The 18,726-nt window shown below is 70.1% G+C and carries 16 protein-coding genes and 1 pseudogene; 9 read left to right on the top strand and 8 right to left on the bottom strand.

Going from position 1 to position 18,726, the window contains the following annotated elements; all coding sequences use genetic code 11:
- Positions 1-544: 544 nt before the first annotated feature.
- The 3 genes from ACT1U9_RS16775 to ACT1U9_RS16765 all read left to right on the top strand — a co-directional run bounded on the left by ACT1U9_RS16775 (position 545) and on the right by ACT1U9_RS16765 (position 6,506).
- A complete protein-coding gene (locus ACT1U9_RS16775) occupies positions 545-4,543 on the top strand; it encodes an nSTAND1 domain-containing NTPase (RefSeq protein ID WP_444533552.1) in 3,999 nt (1,332 codons plus the stop codon).
- A gap of 408 nt (positions 4,544-4,951) precedes the next feature.
- Complete coding sequence (locus ACT1U9_RS16770) at positions 4,952-5,740, top strand: GntR family transcriptional regulator (RefSeq protein WP_444533551.1); 789 nt, start codon at positions 4,952-4,954, stop codon at positions 5,738-5,740.
- Positions 5,741-5,744: 4 nt separating this feature from the next.
- Positions 5,745-6,506: a glycosyltransferase family 2 protein gene (locus tag ACT1U9_RS16765; protein ID WP_444533550.1), complete on the top strand. Its 762-nt coding sequence runs from the start codon at positions 5,745-5,747 to the stop codon at positions 6,504-6,506.
- Positions 6,507-6,590: 84 nt separating this feature from the next.
- Here the strand turns inward: ACT1U9_RS16765 and ACT1U9_RS16760 are convergent, their stop codons facing one another.
- Both ACT1U9_RS16760 and ACT1U9_RS16755 read right to left on the bottom strand, forming a co-directional pair.
- Positions 6,591-7,514 (bottom strand): FkbM family methyltransferase, encoded by a 924-nt coding sequence (locus ACT1U9_RS16760; RefSeq protein WP_444533549.1) that lies wholly within the window; start codon positions 7,512-7,514, stop codon positions 6,591-6,593.
- A gap of 70 nt (positions 7,515-7,584) precedes the next feature.
- Positions 7,585-8,832, bottom strand: a complete 1,248-nt coding sequence (locus ACT1U9_RS16755; protein WP_444533548.1) for an amidohydrolase family protein — start codon at positions 8,830-8,832, stop codon at positions 7,585-7,587.
- Between the two features lie 187 nt (positions 8,833-9,019).
- Here ACT1U9_RS16755 and ACT1U9_RS16750 point away from each other — a divergent pair, with 187 nt between their 5' ends.
- Positions 9,020-9,472, top strand: coding sequence for a DoxX family protein (locus ACT1U9_RS16750; protein ID WP_444533547.1), 453 nt, complete (start codon positions 9,020-9,022; stop codon positions 9,470-9,472).
- A 102-nt stretch (positions 9,473-9,574) separates the two neighbouring features.
- On the opposite strand, the gene ACT1U9_RS16745 is transcribed toward ACT1U9_RS16750, so the two are convergent.
- The 4 genes from ACT1U9_RS16745 to ACT1U9_RS16730 form a co-directional block, all read right to left on the bottom strand.
- On the bottom strand, positions 9,575-10,099 hold the full coding sequence (locus ACT1U9_RS16745) for a hypothetical protein (RefSeq protein ID WP_444533546.1): 525 nt from the start codon (positions 10,097-10,099) through the stop codon (positions 9,575-9,577).
- A gap of 233 nt (positions 10,100-10,332) precedes the next feature.
- Entirely contained in the window at positions 10,333-10,674 is a 342-nt protein-coding gene (locus tag ACT1U9_RS16740; protein ID WP_444533545.1) for a TNT domain-containing protein, read from the bottom strand.
- Entirely contained in the window at positions 10,671-11,114 is a 444-nt protein-coding gene (locus ACT1U9_RS16735; protein ID WP_444533544.1) for an Imm63 family immunity protein, read from the bottom strand. The genes ACT1U9_RS16740 and ACT1U9_RS16735 overlap by 4 nt, the downstream gene beginning before the upstream one ends.
- 139 nt (positions 11,115-11,253) lie before the next feature.
- Entirely contained in the window at positions 11,254-12,018 is a 765-nt protein-coding gene (locus tag ACT1U9_RS16730) for a MerR family transcriptional regulator (RefSeq protein ID WP_444533543.1), read from the bottom strand.
- 106 nt (positions 12,019-12,124) lie between these two features.
- On the opposite strand from ACT1U9_RS16730, the gene ACT1U9_RS16725 reads away from it, so the two are divergent.
- Positions 12,125-12,817: a histone deacetylase gene (locus tag ACT1U9_RS16725; protein ID WP_444533542.1), complete on the top strand. Its 693-nt coding sequence runs from the start codon at positions 12,125-12,127 to the stop codon at positions 12,815-12,817.
- A gap of 77 nt (positions 12,818-12,894) precedes the next feature.
- Here ACT1U9_RS16725 and ACT1U9_RS16720 read toward each other — a convergent pair whose 3' ends face one another.
- Positions 12,895-13,374 carry a hypothetical protein gene (locus ACT1U9_RS16720; protein ID WP_444533541.1) on the bottom strand — a complete coding sequence of 160 codons (480 nt, stop codon included), beginning with the start codon at positions 13,372-13,374 and terminating at the stop codon, positions 12,895-12,897.
- Between the two features lie 46 nt (positions 13,375-13,420).
- Positions 13,421-15,154 (bottom strand): S8 family serine peptidase, encoded by a 1,734-nt coding sequence (locus ACT1U9_RS16715; RefSeq protein ID WP_444533540.1) that lies wholly within the window; start codon positions 15,152-15,154, stop codon positions 13,421-13,423.
- Positions 15,155-15,381: 227 nt separating this feature from the next.
- Here ACT1U9_RS16715 and ACT1U9_RS16710 point away from each other — a divergent pair, with 227 nt between their 5' ends.
- The 4 genes and pseudogenes from ACT1U9_RS16710 to ACT1U9_RS16695 all read left to right on the top strand — a co-directional run.
- Entirely contained in the window at positions 15,382-16,035 is a 654-nt protein-coding gene (locus ACT1U9_RS16710) for a TetR/AcrR family transcriptional regulator (protein ID WP_444533539.1), read from the top strand.
- Positions 16,036-16,044: 9 nt separating this feature from the next.
- Positions 16,045-17,706: an FAD-binding dehydrogenase gene (locus ACT1U9_RS16705; protein ID WP_444533538.1), complete on the top strand. Its 1,662-nt coding sequence runs from the start codon at positions 16,045-16,047 to the stop codon at positions 17,704-17,706.
- Positions 17,703-18,500: an SDR family oxidoreductase gene (locus tag ACT1U9_RS16700; RefSeq protein ID WP_444533537.1), complete on the top strand. Its 798-nt coding sequence runs from the start codon at positions 17,703-17,705 to the stop codon at positions 18,498-18,500. Before ACT1U9_RS16705 ends, ACT1U9_RS16700 begins: the two co-directional genes overlap by 4 nt.
- 18 nt (positions 18,501-18,518) lie before the next feature.
- Positions 18,519-18,659: pseudogene (locus ACT1U9_RS16695) on the top strand (RNA polymerase subunit sigma-24); the annotation flags it as partial.
- Positions 18,660-18,726 lie beyond the last annotated feature (67 nt).

The following is an 18,726-nucleotide window of genomic DNA, read 5'->3' as shown; positions in this document are numbered from 1 at the left end:
GTTTCCGGACCGCCCGGGGAGCACGTACAGGCGGACGCCAAAGAGGCCGCCCCCCGAAAGAACGGCCTCTTTGGCGTCGTCTGCTGTCGGCTCCTTCTGCGGCCGACAGGAGCATTCACGGCGGACCGCATGGGTCCGGCACCGGTCCCTCCCCTGTGAGGACCGGTGCCGGACCATACGGTCGGCGTCGATCCGCGCCGGTGTGGCACGGATCAAGGAATGCCGGACCCGTGGTTGATGCACCAGCCATCCGCATAGGGCTGGGCTCCACGGATCCCTCTTGCTCACGCGGCGAGGCCGTCGCCGCCGTCTCGGGACTCCGAATCGAAGCTGACCGAGAACATGCGGCATCATGAGCTGTCTCTTCGAGCGCCGGGCCGGTGGCCTGTCCGGGCGTTGCCCGGTTGGTGCGCTGCTGCGTCGAGATCCTGCCAGCTGCGGCTCCCACAGAGGAGGCTCTGGCATCGATCCCACGGCTTAACCGCAGGTCAGCCGTATAGGGTGAGTTTTCCGGTCCGGATGTCAGGCGCGGGGGAAGTAAGGAGTGGAGACCTTGAGTTCCGACTCAGGGGCACGCACGGCCTTCGCGGAACGTCTCGCGCTGCTGTACACGGAGGCCGGCAACCCTCCCCTCAAGCGCGTGGCCGAGGCAGTCGTCCGGCTTCAGCGCGTCGACGAACGAGGGCGGCCCGTGCGGGTGTCCGCCCAGCGGATCAGCGACTGGCGACGTGCCAGGAACGTGCCTGCCCAGTTCATCGCCCTCGCAGTCGTGCTGCACGTCCTGATTCCCGAGGCACGGCGCTCGCGGCCCGCGCCCGTGTCCACGGGCCTGTACGACCTGGCGCAGTGGCAGCGCCTGTGGGAGCGCGCGGTTGCCGACCCGGTCGGCGATCGCCCCGCGTCACCCGCCGAAGAGGACGAGCGGCCCCCGGCCGAAGCCGTGGCCGTGCCCGGTGGCGTGTGCCCGTACCGGGGCCTGGCTTCGTACCGTCAGCAGGACGCCCGGTGGTTCTTCGGCCGGGAGCGAAGCAGGGACGCCCTCGTCGCTCAGCTCCGCGCGGCGGAGAAGACGGGCGGCCTGGTCATGCTCGTGGGCGCCTCGGGAGCGGGAAAGTCCTCCCTGCTGAACGCCGGGTTGGTGCCCGCGTTGCAGAACGGCGGACAGAGCAAAGAGAAGGCGAGGCAGGTACTTCAGCTCGTGCCGGGAGCCGATCCCCTCGTGGAGCTCGCTCGCCGGATACCTGAACTTGCACCCGTCATCTCTGCCGGGGACGAGCCCGGTACTCCGCAGTTCGCGCACGCCGTGCGGGAGGCCGTCACGGCATGGGCGCATCGCGAAAGCTCTTCCCCCGCCTCTCCGGTCGTCATCGTGGACCAGTTCGAGGAAACGTTCACCCTCTGCTCCGACGAGGCAAGTAGGCGTACGTTCGTCCAGCTCCTCCACGCCGCGTGCACGCCCACCGACTCCGGTGAGCCGGCCCCCATGCTCGTCGTCCTCGGCATACGCGCCGACTTCTACGAGCGGTGCCTCGGGTATCCCGAACTGGCCGACGCGCTGCAACACCGGCACATGGTGCTCGGGCCGCTGACCACCACGGAGCTGCGCGAAGCGGTGACCGGCCCGGCCAAGGCCGTGGGCATGGAGCTCGAATCCGGACTGGCGGAGCTGATCATCCGGGAAGTGAGCGCCGACGGCCCCCGCGGGGTGCACGACGCGGGGGCGCTGCCGCTCCTCTCCCACGCCCTCCTCGCCACCTGGCAGCGGCGGAAGGCGGGCCGGCTCACGCTGGCCGGCTACCGCGCGGCGGGCGGAATCCAGGGGGCGGTGGCGGCGACCGCCGAGCGCGCCTGGTCGAGCCTCGACCCGGCGGCACGCACGGCCGCGCGACTGCTCCTGCTCAGGCTGGTCAAGCTGAGCGAGGACACCCAGGCCACCCGTAGGCGGGGTACGCGACGCCAGCTGGCGGAGGAGTCGACGGACCCCAACAGGACGGAGGAGTCCCTCGAAGCGCTGGTTCGCGCCCGCTTGGTGACACTCGACGCGGAGACCGTGGAGATCACCCATGAAGCGCTGCTCCACGCCTGGCCGCGTCTGCGCGACTGGATCGACGAGGACAGGAACGACCATCTGCTGCGCCAGCGGCTGGAGGAGGACGGCAGGGCCTGGGAGGACTCGAAGCGGGACACCTCGCTGCTCTACCGGGGTTCCCGTCTGGAACAGGCCCACACCTGGGCGAAATCCGCCGGTGACACCTTCCTGACCCGGAACGCCGTGGAGTTCCTGGCCGCCTCGGTCAGGCTGCGCAAGCGCACGGTCTGGGTCAGCCGCAGTGCGATATCGGCGCTGGTCGTCCTGGCGATCCTGGCCGTCTGTTCGGCGTGGGTCGCACGGCAGCAGCGGGACGACGCCGTGTTCGAGCAGGTGGTCGCCGAGGCCGATCGGGCCCAGCACACGGACCCGTCGCTCTCCGCCCAGCTCGCCCTGGTGGCCCACCATTTGCGGCCCGACAACAAGGGGACGAACAACCGGCTGATCTCGATCGTGAACGCTCCGCTGGCCACTCCGCTCCTCGGCCACACCGGAGCCGTCTACCTCACCTCGTTCAGCCCGAACGGCAAGATCCTGGCCACCGCCAGCTACGACCGCACCGTCCGGCTGTGGGACGTGGCGGACCCGGCCCGGCCCAAGCCGCTGGGCGCACCCCTCACCGGCCACACGAGCTGGGTGAGCAGCGCGGTCTTCAGCCCGGACGGCAGCACCCTCGCCAGCGCTTCGGACGACGGCACGATCAGGCTGTGGGACGTACGCGATCCCAGCCGTCCGCAACCGCTCGGCGCTCCCCTGACCGGCCACGGCGGCACGATCTACCTCCTCGCCTTCAGGCCGGACGGACACACCCTGGCCTCCGCCAGTGAAGATCACACCGTCCGGCTGTGGGACGTACGCGATCCCAGCCGTCCGCAGCCGCTCGGTGCTCCCCTGACCGGCCACACCGCCGCCGTACGCTGCGTCGCGTTCAGCCCTGACGGGCGGACGCTGGCGGCGGGTGGTGACGACGGCTCGATCAGGCTGTGGGACACGGCGGATCCGCTTCGACCCGTGCCGATCGACACGGTGCTGACCGGCCACACGGGCACGGTGCACTCCGTGGCCTTCAGCCCCGACGGCCATACCCTCGCCAGCGGCGGCTCGGACGACACCATCCGGCTCTGGAACGTCGCCGACCCACGTCACGCGGCACCGCTCGGCACACCGCTCACCGGCCACACCGGTCCCATCTGGTCGGTGGCCTTCAGCCCCGACGGAAGCAAGCTCGGCGCCGCCAGCGCGGACAGCACGGCGAGCCTGTGGAACGTCAGCGATCCGGCATACCCGTCACAGGTCGGCGAACCTCTCGCGGGAAGCAGCGGCGAGATGTACGCCCTGGGCTTCAGCCCCGACGGCCGGACCCTTGCCACCGGGAGCGGCGACAGCAAGGTCCGCCTGTGGTCGATACCGACGTCGGACATGATCGGCCGCATCGGAGCGTTCCGCCCGGACGGGCGGGTGCTCGCCACGGCCGCGCGCGACCACAGGATCCGGCTGTGGAATGTGGCGGCTCCCGACCGGCCCGTGTCGCTGAGCGAGCCGCTCACGCCCGGGGACAGTGAGGTGCGCTCGCTGGCGTTCTCCCCCGACGGCCGCACACTCGCGGTGCTGATGGGAAGCCACGTGGTGCAGCTGTACAACGTCACCGATCCGACCCGGCCCAGCTCCTACGGGTCGCCCCTCGCCCTGCGCACACGGTTCTCCGGCCCCGACGCGCTGGCGTTCAGCCCGGACGGGCGCACCCTGGCGACCGGCTACGACGACCGCACGATCCAGCTGTGGAACGTCGGCACCCCGTCTCGGCCCCTCCCCCTCGGCACGCCGCTCTCCGGTCACAAGGGCTACGTCAACTCCCTGGTCTTCAGCCCGGACGGCCGGACTCTCGCCAGCGGCAGCGCGGACGCCACCATCAGGCTGTGGAACGTGACCGACCCGCGCCGTGTCGCCCCACTCGGCGAGCCCCTGACGGGACACCTCGGCCCCGTCAACGCACTCTCCTACAGTCCGGACGGCCATACGCTGGCCAGCGGCAGCGACGACGACACGGTCCGCCTCTGGAACATCACCGACCCGCTCAAGGCGGCCCGGCTGGGCTCACCCCTCACCGGCCACACCGAAGCGGTCGTATCGCTGACGTTCAGCCAGGACGGCCGCACCCTGGCAAGCGGCGGCAACGACAACGCGGTCCGGCTCTGGAACGTCGGCCACCCGTCCGAGGCCGCTCCCATCGGTCAATCGATGAGCCCCAACGCCAAGACAGGAAATTTCTTGTCGTTCAGTCCCAACAGCCACATGCTCGGGGTGTCGAGCGGCAGCGATACGGTCCGGCTGTGGAACTTGGACGCCGACCAGGCCATCAGCCGCATTTGCTCGACCACTCGGGGCGTCCTGACGCCGGATAAATGGCGTGAGAATCTACCTCGTCTCTCGTACTCGCCTCCCTGCGACGAGTAACCACGTGATGTGATCCCAGTCACAACTCATCGATGCAGGTGGGCAGCCCATTCCCGCCATGCGTACAGCGTTGTTACTGTTGGACACAGCCCGATCGCTGGCGCATCCCCCGTCGCCAGCGATCGGGCGCTTCCGTTTTCTGTGGGCATTGCGAAGCGCTTTTCGATACAGCGGATTTGGCCCACACCAAGGCAATAGCTAGGCATAACGCAGATCGGGCCCGGCGGCCCGCTTGTCAGCGAACCGGGCCCGATCTCCGCCTCCTCATTCCCTTCGTTATGTGCGGGCGAGCAGCGGGGCCTGCACGGAACCGCCCCCTCACCCCAGGCGCTCATCCGCTCTCCACTCGTCAAGACCTCTTGAGGAGTCGTAGGGTGATCATGTCGGGCAACAGGACGGTGAGCACCCATGGCCGTGGCGTACGAGCGGATCGCGGACGAGCTTCGGCAGTCCATCCGCACCGGTGAACTGAGGCCTGGAGACCGTCTGCCCCCGGAGACCAAGCTCGCCGAGACCTACAAGCGCAGCGTGCCGACGATCCGCGACGCACTGCGGCTGCTGCGGGACGAGGGGCTGATCGAGAAGCAGCACGGCCGGGGGAACTTCGTCCGCCGCCCCCGCACCTCGGCGCTGCGCCACAACTGCCGCCACCAATGGGAGAAGGACCGCGCGCGCCAGCCCGTGACCACGAGGCTGGAGACGGGCGCGACCGAGTACGACACCGGCCTGAAGGTCGACGACCTCGTCTTCCACGCGGCCTACCGGGAGATCAAGGCCGGGAAGGGCCTCGCGGAAGCCCTCGGCGTTCCCGAGGGAACCGCCCTCCTGGAGCGCAGCTACCGCACGCGGCACGCCGCCGAAAGCGCGCCCTTCAACCTGGTGACCTCCTGCATCCCGCGCTTCCTGATCGAGGCGAACCCCGACCTCCTGGACCAGACGAAGGAGCCGTGGCCGGGCGGCACCCAGAGCCAGCTCCACACCGTCGGGATCGAGCTCGACCACGTCGAGGAACGCGTCACCGCACGGCCACCGACGCCCGAAGAGGCCGAGGAACTGGAACTGCCGCCCGGGACGTCGGTCCTGATCCTCCGTAAGACGTCGGTCGACATCAACGACCGGGTGGTGGACGTCACGGAGGTGACGCTGCCCGGCGACCGCACGGAACTGCACTTCACCACTCCCCTGGAAAGGTGGTGACGCCGTGCGTCGGCGCATCATCCTCATCACCGCTGTCCATGGGCCCTCGGCCCACTTCCTCACTGACGCGTACAAGTCGATCTGCGAGCAGGAACTCCCCGAGGGCTGGGAGTGGCACTGGGTGATCCAGCAGGACGGCCAGAGCGACGACGTCGCCCCGCACGTTCCCCTCGACGACGATCGGGTCACCTTCAGGCAGGGACGCCCCGGCGGTCCGGGCGTCGCCCGCACCATCGCGCTCGCCCATGCGGACGGCGAGTACGTCAAAATCCTGGACGCCGACGACCAGTTGCCGCCGGGCGCGCTCGCCCGCGACCTCGCCGCCTTGGAGGCTGACCCCACCATCGGCTGGGCAACCTCGCGCGTCCTGGACCTGATGCCCGACGGCTCCCACGTCGGCTTCCCCGGAGACCCCGAGCCGGGCACGATCGAGCGCGGCACGGTCCTCGAATACTGGAAGGCGAACGGTTTCCGCGCACAGGTCCACCCGGCGACGCTGTTCGTCCGCCGCGACCTGCTCGTCGCACTCGGCGGCTGGATGGCCCTGCCGGCGTCGGAGGACACGGGGCTGCTGCTAGCCCTGAACGCCACGAGCCGCGGCTGGTTCACCCCCGAGGTGGGCTTGTTGTACCGCAAGTGGCCCGGCCAGGCGACCAGCCAGGCGACACACACCGAAGCCGCCGAGCGGGACGCCCGCATGGCGGTCGTGGAATCCCGAGCGCGAGCGCTCGCCCACTTCAACTGGCGTTACCCCGCTACCGGTTGATGGGCACCTCGTAGACGATCCCGCTGTTCCACCGCATGGCTGACCGTGATGCGAGGAGTGAACGCCGAGCCCAGCTGTCCTTCGTCAGGGAAGCGTTTCCGCGTCCGCCCGGGAAAAGATCAGATCACTCTCACCCACGACCGGCCCCCGCCAACGAACGGGCACGGTGGGCGCGCCACGCAGCGCCCCCGGGTAGCTCTCCGGCGCGTACTCGTTGGCGAGCCGGTAGACGTTGAACCCGTGGCCCCGCATCGTGTCCAGCAGCTCATCAGCGGAGTCGCCCAGCTGGGCCATGCGATCGGGCGTCACCTCGACGGTGATCTCGGCGTCCGGCCGGAGCTTGTCGAGCAGAGGAGCCATCCCCCGGACGACGCCTCCCTCCGCCCCCTCCACGTCGATCTTGATCACCCGCGCGGCAGCGATCTCCGCAGGGTCGAGCAGATCAGGCAGGGGAACGGCCTCCATCTCGAACGTCGACTCGGCGGCGCCCTCGTACGGAACGATGCTGTTCGCACCCAGGTTGTACGGGCTGGCGAGGACGAACTTCAGCGTCTTCCGGCTGTCCGAGACAGCGGCATTGACCGCCCGAATGTTGGCGCATGCGTTCAACTCGGCCTGCTGTAGCAGTTGTTGATGGAACAGCGGCGAGGCCTCGATCGCCACCACCCGCCCCGTTTCCCCGACCAGCTTCGAGGCGAGCACGCTGAAGTAGCCGATGTTCGCCCCGACGTCGACGAAGCCGTCCCCCGGGCGCAGCCGACGCCGAAGCCAGCCCGTCATATGCGGCTCCCACACCCCGAACAGGTAGATGTACCGCTGGATCAAGTCCCGGGTATCGACAGCGAACTTGGCCCCGAAGTCCGTGTCGACGACACGTCGACGCGGGTGATCCCTGAGTTGCGGATCGAGGTAACGCGCGGCGAGCGGCGCCTTGGCGAGGGAGCCGGGAGCGCGGCGCACATAGCCGCGCCCCAGGGTGATCAAGGCCTCTGAAACGGGATTCGTCATCCGATCGCCTCTCCGAGGGGTGCCACAAGAACCGTAGCGTTGTGGCCCCGTCGGCCGACGCGCGCCCCGATCAGCGCTCGAAGGCAGAGGCGACGTCCGCCCGGTCCTGGTCGAGCGGCAGCCCGAGCATGCGAATCGCGTTCCCGCGCAGCAGCTTGTACGCCACGTCCTCCGGAAGCCCGCCCACATGGTCGGCGGCGACCTGCTTCGTGTGGGGCCAGGTCGAGTCGACGTGCGGGTAGTCGGTCTCGAAGGTCGCGTTGTCGACCCCGACGGTCTCGATCGACTCGATGCCGTGCTTGTCGCGGAAGAAGCAGCAGAAGATCTGCCGGTAGTAGTACGTCGACGGGGGCTCCGGGACCAGGTCCTTGACCCCGCCCCACGCCCGGTGCTCCTCCCAGACGTCGTCGGCGCGCTCCAGGGCGTACGGAATCCAGCCCATCTGCCCTTCGCTGTACGCCAGTTTGAGCTGCGGGAACTTTACGAGCACGCCACTGAAGAGGAAGTCCATCATCGAGGCCATGGCGTTGTTGAAGCTCAGCGAGGCCTGCACGGCGGGCGGAGCGTCGGGCGATGCGGCGGGCATCTGCGAGCTGCTGCCGATGTGCATGTTGACGACCGTGCCGGTCTCCTCGCACACCGCGAAGAACGGGTCCCAGTAGCCCGAGTGGATCGACGGCAGGCCCAGATACGTCGGAATCTCGCTGAAGGTCACCGCACGTACGCCCCGAGCGGCGTTGCGCCTGACCTCGGCGACGGCGAGATCGACATCCCACAGCGGGATCAGGCACAGCGGGATCAGCCGGCCACCGCTGTCCCCGCACCACTCCTCCACCATCCAGTCGTTGTACGCCCGCACACACGCGAGCCCGACCTCCTTGTCCTTGGCCTCGGCGAACGTCTGGCCGCAGAACCGGGGGAAGGTCGGGAAGCAGAGCGACGCCTCGACATGGTTGAGGTCCATGTCCGCGAGCCGCGCCTTCGGGTCCCAGCAGCCCTGCCGCATCTGCTCCCGGGTGATGCCGTCGAGCGTCATCTCGTCACGGGAGAACCCGACGGCAGCGATGATCCGCTTGTACGGGAAGAGCAGGCCCTCGTACTCCCACCAGTCGGTGATCTGACCCTCCGGGTCGGTGGTGAACCGGTACTTGCCGCCGATGTACTGCAGATCCCCGATGCCGGCGGTGAAGGGCTTCGGCCCCTTGTCGCGGTACTTCGCCGGGAGCCACGTCTCGAAGAGATGAGCAGGCTCGATCACGTGATCGTCCACGCTGATGACCCTGGGAATCTCCCTGGCACCGCTCAGGTCGCTGACCACCCTGTACCCCCAGACTGCCCGCCGGCTCACCGGCTAAATCTGACGACCCATCAGGTTCAGGGTATGGGGCCGCCTCCTCGGGGACAAGGGCGAATCAGGTGCCGCACCTCTTGCGGGGCGGGCGAAGGAACGCTGAACTGACGATTCGTCAGTTCAGCACGGTGAGGGCGAGAGTGAGGGGAACGAGATGCAGACGATCTGGCTGAGTGGCCCCGAGTGGTTCGCGGTGCTCCGCATCGGCCTGGGGCTGTGGTGGCTGGAGAGCTGGCGACACAAGGACAAGAAGCAGTGGTTCGCGGGCGGCGGCATCCGCTGGGCCGCGGGCATAGCGGAGAAGCACCGCTGGCCCTTCGTACGCCGTGGCTTCGACCTGGTGGTGAAGCCACGCCCGAAGCTGATGGCGTACGTCGTCGCCTACGCGGAACTGGCCCTCGGCCTCGGCCTGACCGTCGGCCTCCTGACCCCGATCGCCCTCGTCAGCGGCCTGATACTCAGCCTGATCTACTTCGTCCTGATGATCCACGACTGGGCGGAGCAGGGGCAGAACCTGATGATGGCCCTGATTTCCGCCGTCGGGCTGTTCGCTGTGTGCTGGCAGAGCTGGTCGCTTGATGACGCCTTCGGGCTGTTCCTGCGGTAGTTGGCGAGCGGGTCCGACGGGTACTGATCACCGCGCCCGTGACATGCCACCCAGGCCGGGCGCCGGGCCAACTCCGCAGGTGCCCGGACAGGGTGACGATCTCTACATCCAGCCCGCGTCCAGGGCCGCGGCGACGGCGTCGGCCTCGGCCGCATCGGCCGCCGCGTTCAGCGCTTCGTTCCGCCCCAACCCCTCACTCCCTGCGGCGGCGCCAGCAGTCCGAGATGCCTTGATCGCAGCACGATAGGCGGCCTCGGAAAGCTCGTTCGCCCCGCCGTGGGACCGAGCCTCCTGGGCAGCGACAGCCGCTGCGGCCGCGGCGTTCCTCGCACCCCGGGCGTCGGCTGCGGGATCAGGAGCATGCTTGGCGAGCTCGGCGAGAGCCTGACGAGATAGACGAACACCGTTGGCAGCCCTAGCGACACTCTCCTTGGGCACGAGCTCGGCCCGGCTCAGCGCGATGCCGGCGTGAAGGCACGCGCCCACGGCCCGGGCGCTGGCGCTTTGCCCCCGCGCGAGGTGAGGCCGCCGAACGACCCCTTCGGCGGGGGCCGTTGCCGCGTCGTTGACGATGGTGACCTGGGGTTGAGAGGTCCCTGACTGCTCACTGCCGTTGCGGTCGCTCATGGCCATCTCCTTGTCTGTCGGGACGACGGTGTGACCTGTTCCGGGTGCCCGCAAGTGGCCGGGGACGCTGCGCAGGACAGGGCTCTTCGGCGGACGTGCGGCAGGGTGACACGCGGGGCGCGAACAGACCAGAGCCCCGGAAGGTCCACAGGCTGCCGACGCGCCGGAAGCTTACGGGCACGGGGAAACCGAGGATGCCAAGCGGCCTCCGGTTGATCAGCGATCGGCTTCGATCACCGCACGGGTTCCTCACGGATGTAGCCCTGGTCGATGAGCCACTGCACCGAGATGCCCTCTGGGAGCATGAACTGCGTGCCGCCCCCCGGCTGCTCAAACCAGGGAGCGACCTTGCCAGCCTGGATGAAGCCGTACTTCTCGACGTCCTCCTGACTCCACGGCCGGATCCAGCTGTACACGTGGTACCCGCACCCCACGTAGATGGGAGGCAGGGAACGCTGGGCGAACGGCGTCCCCTCCGGGTGCGCGAACCTCCCCAGCGGACTCCCGAACCGGTCCCACACCTCCGCTCCCCCCGCCGACCGCTCCTGCTTCTGCCCGCGCCGCCACAGCCTCACGACCGACCCCCGACCGGATAGGCGTCCACATCCTTGAGGCGCACTCCCGGACACTGCTGCGGGATCTGCGCCCGGAACCTGTCCGCCCACTCGGGCCGGACCAGCCCCAGCAGCTGGACCTGCTTGGCCAGCCACCCCACCCGGGTGTCGCCGCAGCCGGGCAGCAGACCACGGTGGTCGAGCTCCCAGCGGGAGGCGGCGTCACGGGTGGTGTGCAGGGCCGCCCAGTACAGAAACTCGTCCAGGTCCCCGGTTGCGCGGCGCTCCACTTCCTTGTTGCGCTCCAGCACCACCCAGTGGACGGCGCCGTCGCGGACTTCGGCATGGGGGTAGCCGGCGTCGTGCGGGCCATTGCCGACGACGTCCGCGCCGTCGAGCCCTTCGATGCCCGACAGCATGCTGCGGACTGCGGCGTAGACACTCTGAAGAGTTCTCGTCATGCAGACGATTATTCCATCGCGCACGGGTGCCCGCAGTATGGACTAGACCACATGGCAGCCGACCCGCACTCATTCTGGGCGGGATCGGCCGGGCCCGGGGGTCTGCAGCCCCCCGGCAATACCCCCGCCCCCAGAAACCTCAGCTGAGCCGACCCTCCGCATACGCAGTCATCGCATCCCGCTGGTACTCCGCCAACCCCTCCGCCACCTTGTCGAAGTTCGTGCGGAACCGGGGGTCGTCCACGTACGTCTGGGCCAGGCCCTTGTACGCGGCTGCGTTCGGGGTCCAGAAGTGGCAGATGCCCTGGTAGTGGGTGTGGATCTCGGACTGGACCGCCGGGTCCGTCGCCGGGGTGCCGGCGGCCATGAACTCCGCCATGCGGATCATCTGCGCCGTCACCTCGCGCTGCCAGCGCTCCATGTCCTCGGGGGTCATCGTCTCGATGGCCTGACGGGACTGCTCGTAGTGCTCGGGCCAGCGCTCGCGGGCCTCCTCGTCGTGGCGGGTGTGGTCGAAGCCCTCGAAGAGGTTCTCCGGCCTGTTGATCTTCGTCATGCCGTTCTCCATGTCCTCGGATTTCTCCAGTTCCGTGATGGTGCGGCCCACCGTTCGGGCCAGCGTCGCCAAGCGGTCGCGTTCGGCCAGCAGGCGCTCGTGGTGCTCGCGGAGTACCGCCACCCGGTCCGCCTGGCTGTCCAGGACCGCCGCGATCTCGCGCAGCCCCAGGTCCAGCTCCCGCATCAGCAGGATCTGCTGGAGCCGCAGCAGGTCCGCCTCCTCGTAGTAGCGGTGCCCGTTGCTCCCGATCCACGCCGGCGGCAGCAGGCCGATCTCGTCGTAGTGCCGCAGCGTCCGGGACGTCACCCCGGACATCCGGGCCACGTCCGCGATCGACCAGGCCATGGCGTGCCTCCCATCACCGGCCGGTCTTTCCGGCCACACAGACGACGGTAGGAGTTGACGTTGCGGAAAGCGCAAGCCGCCGCCCGCGCCTTGGCACTATGGGCGGGTGAGCCACGCCAATGCCGCGCGCACCGTCGAGCCCGGTCCGTTCGGCGGGACCGGGTCGCCCGGACTCGTCTGGTACACCTCGTACGGGTCGAACATGTTCCTCGAACGGCTCGGCTACTACATTCGCGGCGGGCCGCTGCCCGGGACCACGCGGGTGTACCCGGGGTGCCGGGACCGGCGGCTGCCGGTGGAGTCCATGGCCGTGGAGCTGCCCGGGGTCGTGTACTTCGCCACCGAGTCGCCCGTGTGGGGTGGCGGCCGGGCGTTCTACGATCCCGCCGCCGACGGGCTCGTATACGCGCGGGCGCATCTCGTGTCGGCGGGACAGTTCTCCGACATCGCCGCTCAGGAGATGTTCCGGGAGCCGGACGGGGATCTCGATCTGGCCGAAGTGCTGGCGTCCGGGAGAGCCGCCCTCGGCAGCGGGCGGTACGAGACGCTCTTGTACGCCGGGCACCTCGACGGGATCCCCCTGCTCACCTTCACCGCCCCTTGGGCCCTCGACGACGTGCCCTGGACCCTGCCCTCCGCCGACTATCTGCGGCATTTCGGACGAGGGCTGCTCGAAGCGGGGGCCTGGGACGTACGTACCGTGGCCTCGTACGTCGCCGCGCGCCCCGGCGCCGCCGGGCACTGGTCCGCCCGCGCCGTCGCCGAGCTCATCGACGGAATCGACGGAATCGACGGATAGACCCTGGGACACCGGGGCATCATGCAAGGAACCCGGGCCGCCCTCTTCGCGGCCCGGGTTCCCCAACCCCCTTGCTGCTACATCGGCTTCGACGCCTCGATCTCTATCCCCTTGACCTGCATCCTGTCGTCGTACGCGACCCGTACGTGCTGGCCGTAGCGGAACGCCGCCAGGACGCTCTCGATGATGAACTGGCTCGGGTGCTCAAGGCGCACCGGGCGGCCGTTGACCAGGAGCGTCATCGTCGCCTGGATGCCGGGGAACGGGGCGATGGGGGCCTGCACGGCCGTCGCGTACGCCACGAAGAACGGCATCTGCGGCTGAACCTGGCCCTGGACCTGCTGTCCGGGCTGCTGGCCGAACTGCTGGAGCAGCGACTGGAACGGCTGCTGCTGGCCGAGCTGTTGCAGCTGTTGCTGGAGGTGCTGCGGGATCTGGCTCTGCTGGGACTGGCCGAACTGCTGCTGGGGCTGGCCGAATTGCTGGCTCGGGTCCTGGGTGCCGAACGGCTGCGTGCCGATGCCGCCGCCCATGCTCGTAGGTGCGAAGGTGCTCATCTCTCGTTCACCTTTCACTCGGGTTCCGGATCTCGGGTCACTCGCGTCACTGTGTGCTCTCGCCCATGACGATCACGCCCACGACCTCGTCGTCGGCGTACCGGACGTGTACGCGGGGCCGGGCGCCCGCGAAGGCGGTGTGGACCGCCTGGCGGACGTGCGGCTCGGGGTAAGTGAGGGTGCGCCAGGCCCCGTTGACGTACAGGCGCAGGCTCGACGCGTTCTCGCGCGGGTGCGGCAGGACCTCGTCCGCGAAACGTTCGGCGAGACCTTCCGCGTACTGCCGGGGTACGAGGTGGGCCACCGCCGCCCGCAGGTCCGGGCGGTTGCCGATGCGCTGCGAGTGCGGCCGGCCGGGTGCCTCGCGCTGCGGCGAGCCGGTCGCGCGCAATACGTCACGTACGTATACGGGTGTCAGCGGCCTCAAACCCGCTGTCCGCAACATTCCCTGGAGCGCGGCGATCGCGCCCGCGACCATCGCCGCCGCCGGTGAGGTGCCGGAGAACGCGTCCGTGTACCAGGTGTCCTCCTCCGGGCCGCCCTGGAGTTCGCCCGGGCGGTTCCAGAAGCCGCCCGCCGTGGTGACCTCGTGGCCCCAGCCCTGGGCGTCCACGCGCGTACCGAAGTTGGAGAAGCCGAGGCGGGAGCGGTCCGGGCCGTGGTCGCGGCCGTGGGTGCCCGGCGGGGGCGCGCCCGCGCCGACCACGATCGCGCCGGAAGAGGGGCCCGCCGGGTCGAACGGGTTGCGCCACCAGGCCGGGAAGCCGTCCGGGCGGGTCTCATAGAGCGCGTCGTCCAGGCTGTCCGAGCCGTTGCCGGCCGCCTCGACGACCACCACGCCACGCGCCGTCGCGTACCGGATGGCCGCGAAGTCGTCCGGCCACCACTCCAGCGGGATGTGGCCGCGCTGGTCGTCACCGGCCTCATAACCGAAGCGCGGGCCCGGGCGGTGCAGCGGGATCAGCAGGATGTCGCCGGGGGTAAGGCGGTCCGCGGCCTCGGTGATGGCCCGGGCCGTACCGATGCCGTGCGGGGAGGCGGCCGCGAGGACCGCTTCGGGGACGATGCCGAGCGTCCCGCTGCCGGTGCGGCTGCCGCCGAGCACGCCGAGCACGGACGTGCCGTGATTGCGCCATGCAAGATCCTCGACGGGCGTGCCCACGACCATCCCGGCGAGCTTGGGGCCGAGGTCGCGGTGGCTCAGCTGCCAGGCGCCCTCGACGTCGACCACGCTCACGCCGTCGCCGGAGCCGCCCGCCTGGAGCCAGGTCCAGGCCGCGTCGACGCCCTCGGGGGCCGGGCCGAGATAGCCCTGGCGGCCGCTGAAGTCGGGGGCGGCCACGCCCTCCTTCTCCCTACGGCCGTCGTCGGCCTCGCTGTCGCTGTCATACGTGGCGTCGTCATACGTAGGGTCGCCGTTCCCGCGCGCCGGGAGCGCACTCGGCTTCACGTACGCCGTCTCGATCCCCGGCAGGCCCGCGAGCCGGGACGCGAGCTCGTCCATCCGGTCCTCACCGCCGCGCACCCGGTGGAAGAGCGAGAGGTCGGGCACCTCCTCGCCGTGCCCGGGCAGCTGCGCCAGCGACTCCCGTACCCGCGCTTCACCGCCGAACAGCGGCTCCAGGGTGAGCTGTTGGTCCGTCAGGAACATGTCGAGAGCCGATGAGTCCGGACCCGCCGTCCCCACCCGCCCGATCACGATCAGTTCCCGCTCCATCGGGTGGTACGCGAAGCCCGCGCCCTCGGGCCCGGGGTCCTGTGCGCCGGCCGACTCGACCATCGTTTCCTCACTCCCCATCCGTCCCTGGCACTCGTCCGTCCCCCGACGTCGCCGCCCTGCCGACGGTGAGCACCCTGCTGCGGGGACCCGGACCTGTACAGGACGGAATCACGACAAACGGCAGTGGGGCCGACAATGAGACACGCCCGGAGACCGGGCAGGTCAGGGCCCTTGTCGATACATGAACGCATCCGATACGTTCGTGTATCGAAGAGGAGGGACCGCCCATGCCCGTGTCCGCCGCTCCCGCACAACCGCCCGCCCCCCGCCGCGTCACCACGCGCCGCGCGCGGACCCGGCGGCTGCTGCTGGACTCCGCGCTGGAAGTGTTCGCCGAGGAAGGCTTCGGCCGGTCGACCGTCGAGCGGATCTGTGAGCGGGCCGGATACACGCGCGGCGCCTTCTACTCGAACTTCTCCTCGCTCGACGAGCTGTTCCTCGCCATGTGGGAGGAGCGCTCGACGCGCATGCTCGACGACGTCCGCGCCGCGCTGGCCGAGGTGTCGGCGGCCGCGCCCGAGGACGCCGTACGGGCGGCGCTGCGCGCGATTCCGGTCGACGACGCCTGGTACCGGGTCACCGCCGAGTTCACCGCGCACGCCCTGCGCAACCCGGGCCTGCGGCGCGTGATGGCCGCGCGGGAACAGGCCGTTCAGGACGCCGTACTGCCCGTCGTCATCAGCGCGTTGGAGCGCGCCGGGCGGCGGGTCGCCGACGAGGACGCCCTCGGCCAGGCGCTCGTCGCCGTCCACGACGGCACCGCCGTACAGGTCCTCCTCGACCCCGCGAGCGACGCCGTACGCGCGCGCAGAGAAGCCCTCTTCCTCCACGTACTCAACGCCTACAGCACCCCGATCGTGCCCAACTCGCCTACCTCCTAGGAGATTTCCGTGAGTGACGACGCCGATGTCATCGTCGTGGGAGCCGGACTCGCCGGGCTCGTCGCCACGTACGAACTCGTCCGAGCGGGCCGCAAGGTCCTCGTCGTCGACCAGGAGAACGAGGCCAACCTCGGCGGCCAGGCGTTCTGGTCGCTGGGCGGGCTCTTCTTCGTCGACAGCCCCGAGCAGCGCCGGATGGGCGTGAAGGACTCGTACGAGCTGGCGCTCGCCGACTGGATGGGCTCGGCCGGCTTCGACCGCGAGCGCGAGGACCACTGGCCGCGCCAATGGGCGAAGGCGTACGTGAACTTCGCGGCCGGCGAGAAGCGCAGCTATCTGTACGGGCTAGGGCTGCGTGTGACGCCGAACGTCGGGTGGGCCGAGCGCGGCGCGGGCACGGCGGGCGGGCACGGCAACTCGGTACCCCGATTCCATCTGACCTGGGGCACCGGCCCGGAGGTCGTCCGTGTCTTCCGCGAGCCCGTCCTCGCGGCCGCCGCGCGCGGGCTGGTCACCTTCAGGTACCGCCATCGCGTGGACGATCTGGTCGTCGAGAACGGGGCGGCCGTAGGCGTACGCGGAAGCGTCCTCGTGCCGTCGGCCGAGCCGCGCGGGGTCGCCTCCTCGCGCGAGACGGAGGGTGACTTCGAGCTGCGCGCCCAGGCCGTCGTCGTCACCTCCGGCGGCATCGGCGGCAACCACGACCTGGTCCGCCAGAACTGGCCGGCCGAGCGGATGGGGCCCGCGCCGCAGTCCATGGTCACCGGCGTGCCCGCGTACGTGGACGGGCGGATGCTCGGGATCACCGAGGACGCGGGCGCCTCGATCGTCAACCGCGACCGGATGTGGCACTACACCGAGGGCCTGAAGAACTGGGACCCCGTCTGGCCCGGTCACGGCATCCGGATCATCCCGGGGCCGTCCTCGCTCTGGCTGGACGCCAACGGGCGGCGGCTGCCCGCGCCGCTCTTCCCCGGCCACGACACGCTGGGCACGCTCAAGCACATCGTCGCCACCGGCCACGACCACACCTGGTTCGTCCTGACGCGGTCGATCGTGGAGAAGGAGTTCGCCCTCTCCGGCTCCGAGCAGAACCCCGACATCACCGGCAAGGACCTGAAGCTGGTGCTCTCGCGCGTACGCAAGGGGGCGCCCGGACCCGTGCAGGCGTTCCTCGACCACGGCGAGGACTTCGTCGTGCGCCGCACCCTGCCCGACCTCGTCGACGGCATGAACGCGATCTCCCCCGGCCCCAAGCTCGAACTCGACCAGGTGGAACGGGAAGTGGTGGCCCGCGACCGCGAGATCGGCAACAACTACTCGAAGGACTTCCAGGTCATGTCGATGCGCAACGCGCGCGCGTACTGGCCGGACCGCATCACCCGGGTCGCCAAGCCGCACCGCCTGCTCGACCCGGCCCACGGGCCGCTCATCGCCGTACGGCTGCACGTACTGACCCGTAAGACGCTCGGCGGGCTGGAGACCACGCTGGACTCGCAGGTCGTACGGCCGGACGGGACCCCGTTCGACGGTCTGTACGCGGCCGGTGAGGTCGCCGGGTTCGGCGGCGGCGGGGTGCACGGGTACAACGCCCTGGAGGGCACGTTCCTCGGCGGCTGCATCTTCTCGGGCCGGGCCGCGGGGCGGGCGCTGGTGCGGAGGCTGGGGTGAGCGGGCGCGTCGCTCTTGTGACCGGGGCCTCCTCGGGCATCGGCGCGGCCGTCGCCGCCGCGCTGGTCGCGCGCGGGTACCGGGTGCTGGGGACCAGCCGGGACCCGGAGAAGGTGGACCGGCCGGTGCCCGGCGTGGAGTACCTGGCGCTCGATCTGACCGACGAGGCGTCCGTGGCAGCGTGCGCGGCCGCCGCCGGACACGTCGACGTGCTCGTCAACAACGCGGGCGAGAGCCAGAACGGGCCGTTCGAGGAGCTGCCCATGGACGCGGTCGAGCGCGTCTTCCGGCTCAACGTCTTCGGCGCCGTACGGCTCACGCAACTACTGCTGCCGGGCATGCGCGAGCGGGGCTATGGGCGGGTCGTCATGGTCGGTTCGATGCTGGCCAGCTTCCCGCTCGCGTACCGCTCCTCGTACGTGGCGTCCAAGGCGGCGATCAAGGGCTTCGCGAGCGCGGCGCGGCGGGAGGTGGCGCCGTACGGGGTCGGGATGACGACCGTCGAGCCGGGCGCGATCCGGACCGGGATCAGCGAGCGGCGCACCCAGTACATCGGCGACGGCTCGCCGTTCGCGGCCGAGTACCGCACCATGCTCGCCGCGCTCAACTCCAACGAGGCGACCGGGATTTCGCCCGAGACCGTCGCCGCGACCGTCGTGAAGGCGATCGAGGCCGCCCGGCCGAAGCCGCTGTACGCGGTCGGCAGCAACGCGCCGCTCGTCTTCGCGCTGCGCCGCCTGCTGCCCCGCACCGCCGCCGAGCGGCTGGTGGCGCGGCGGCATGGACTGCGGTGAGGGTCCGGGCAGGACGAGATCGGGCGGCGGCGCGAGACCTACGTGGGGCCGTGGCTGCCCGAACCGCTGGTCACGGGCGAGCCGCTGCTCACGGCCGAACCGGCGGCGGACGCGGCCGAGCGCACCGAATCCGTCTCGATGGCGCTGCTCGTCGTCCTGGTCTTCGTCGGCGACAGGCTCTTCTCGGTCCTCGTCGTGGAACCGTCGGAGGACGGCGAGCGCGTGA

The organism is Streptomyces sp. BR1 (assembly GCF_052373795.1).
Classification (GTDB): Bacteria; Actinomycetota; Actinomycetes; order Streptomycetales; family Streptomycetaceae; genus Streptomyces.
The sequence above is the reverse complement of the archived record's forward strand: the minus strand, read 5'-3'. Positions and strand labels throughout refer to the sequence as shown.

Excerpts from the sequence above, each read along its gene's own strand:
- ACT1U9_RS16770 (WP_444533551.1), top strand. The coding sequence starts at position 4,952 with ATGGCCGTGGCGTACGAGCGGATCGCGGACGAGCTTCGGCAGTCCATC.
- ACT1U9_RS16760 (WP_444533549.1), bottom strand. The coding sequence starts at position 7,514 with ATGACGAATCCCGTTTCAGAGGCCTTGATCACCCTGGGGCGCGGCTAT.
- ACT1U9_RS16750 (WP_444533547.1), top strand. The coding sequence starts at position 9,020 with ATGCAGACGATCTGGCTGAGTGGCCCCGAGTGGTTCGCGGTGCTCCGC.
- ACT1U9_RS16745 (WP_444533546.1), bottom strand. The coding sequence starts at position 10,099 with ATGAGCGACCGCAACGGCAGTGAGCAGTCAGGGACCTCTCAACCCCAG.
- ACT1U9_RS16735 (WP_444533544.1), bottom strand. The coding sequence starts at position 11,114 with ATGACGAGAACTCTTCAGAGTGTCTACGCCGCAGTCCGCAGCATGCTG.
- ACT1U9_RS16730 (WP_444533543.1), bottom strand. The coding sequence starts at position 12,018 with ATGGCCTGGTCGATCGCGGACGTGGCCCGGATGTCCGGGGTGACGTCC.
- ACT1U9_RS16720 (WP_444533541.1), bottom strand. The coding sequence starts at position 13,374 with ATGAGCACCTTCGCACCTACGAGCATGGGCGGCGGCATCGGCACGCAG.
- ACT1U9_RS16715 (WP_444533540.1), bottom strand. The coding sequence starts at position 15,154 with ATGGTCGAGTCGGCCGGCGCACAGGACCCCGGGCCCGAGGGCGCGGGC.
- ACT1U9_RS16710 (WP_444533539.1), top strand. The coding sequence starts at position 15,382 with ATGCCCGTGTCCGCCGCTCCCGCACAACCGCCCGCCCCCCGCCGCGTC.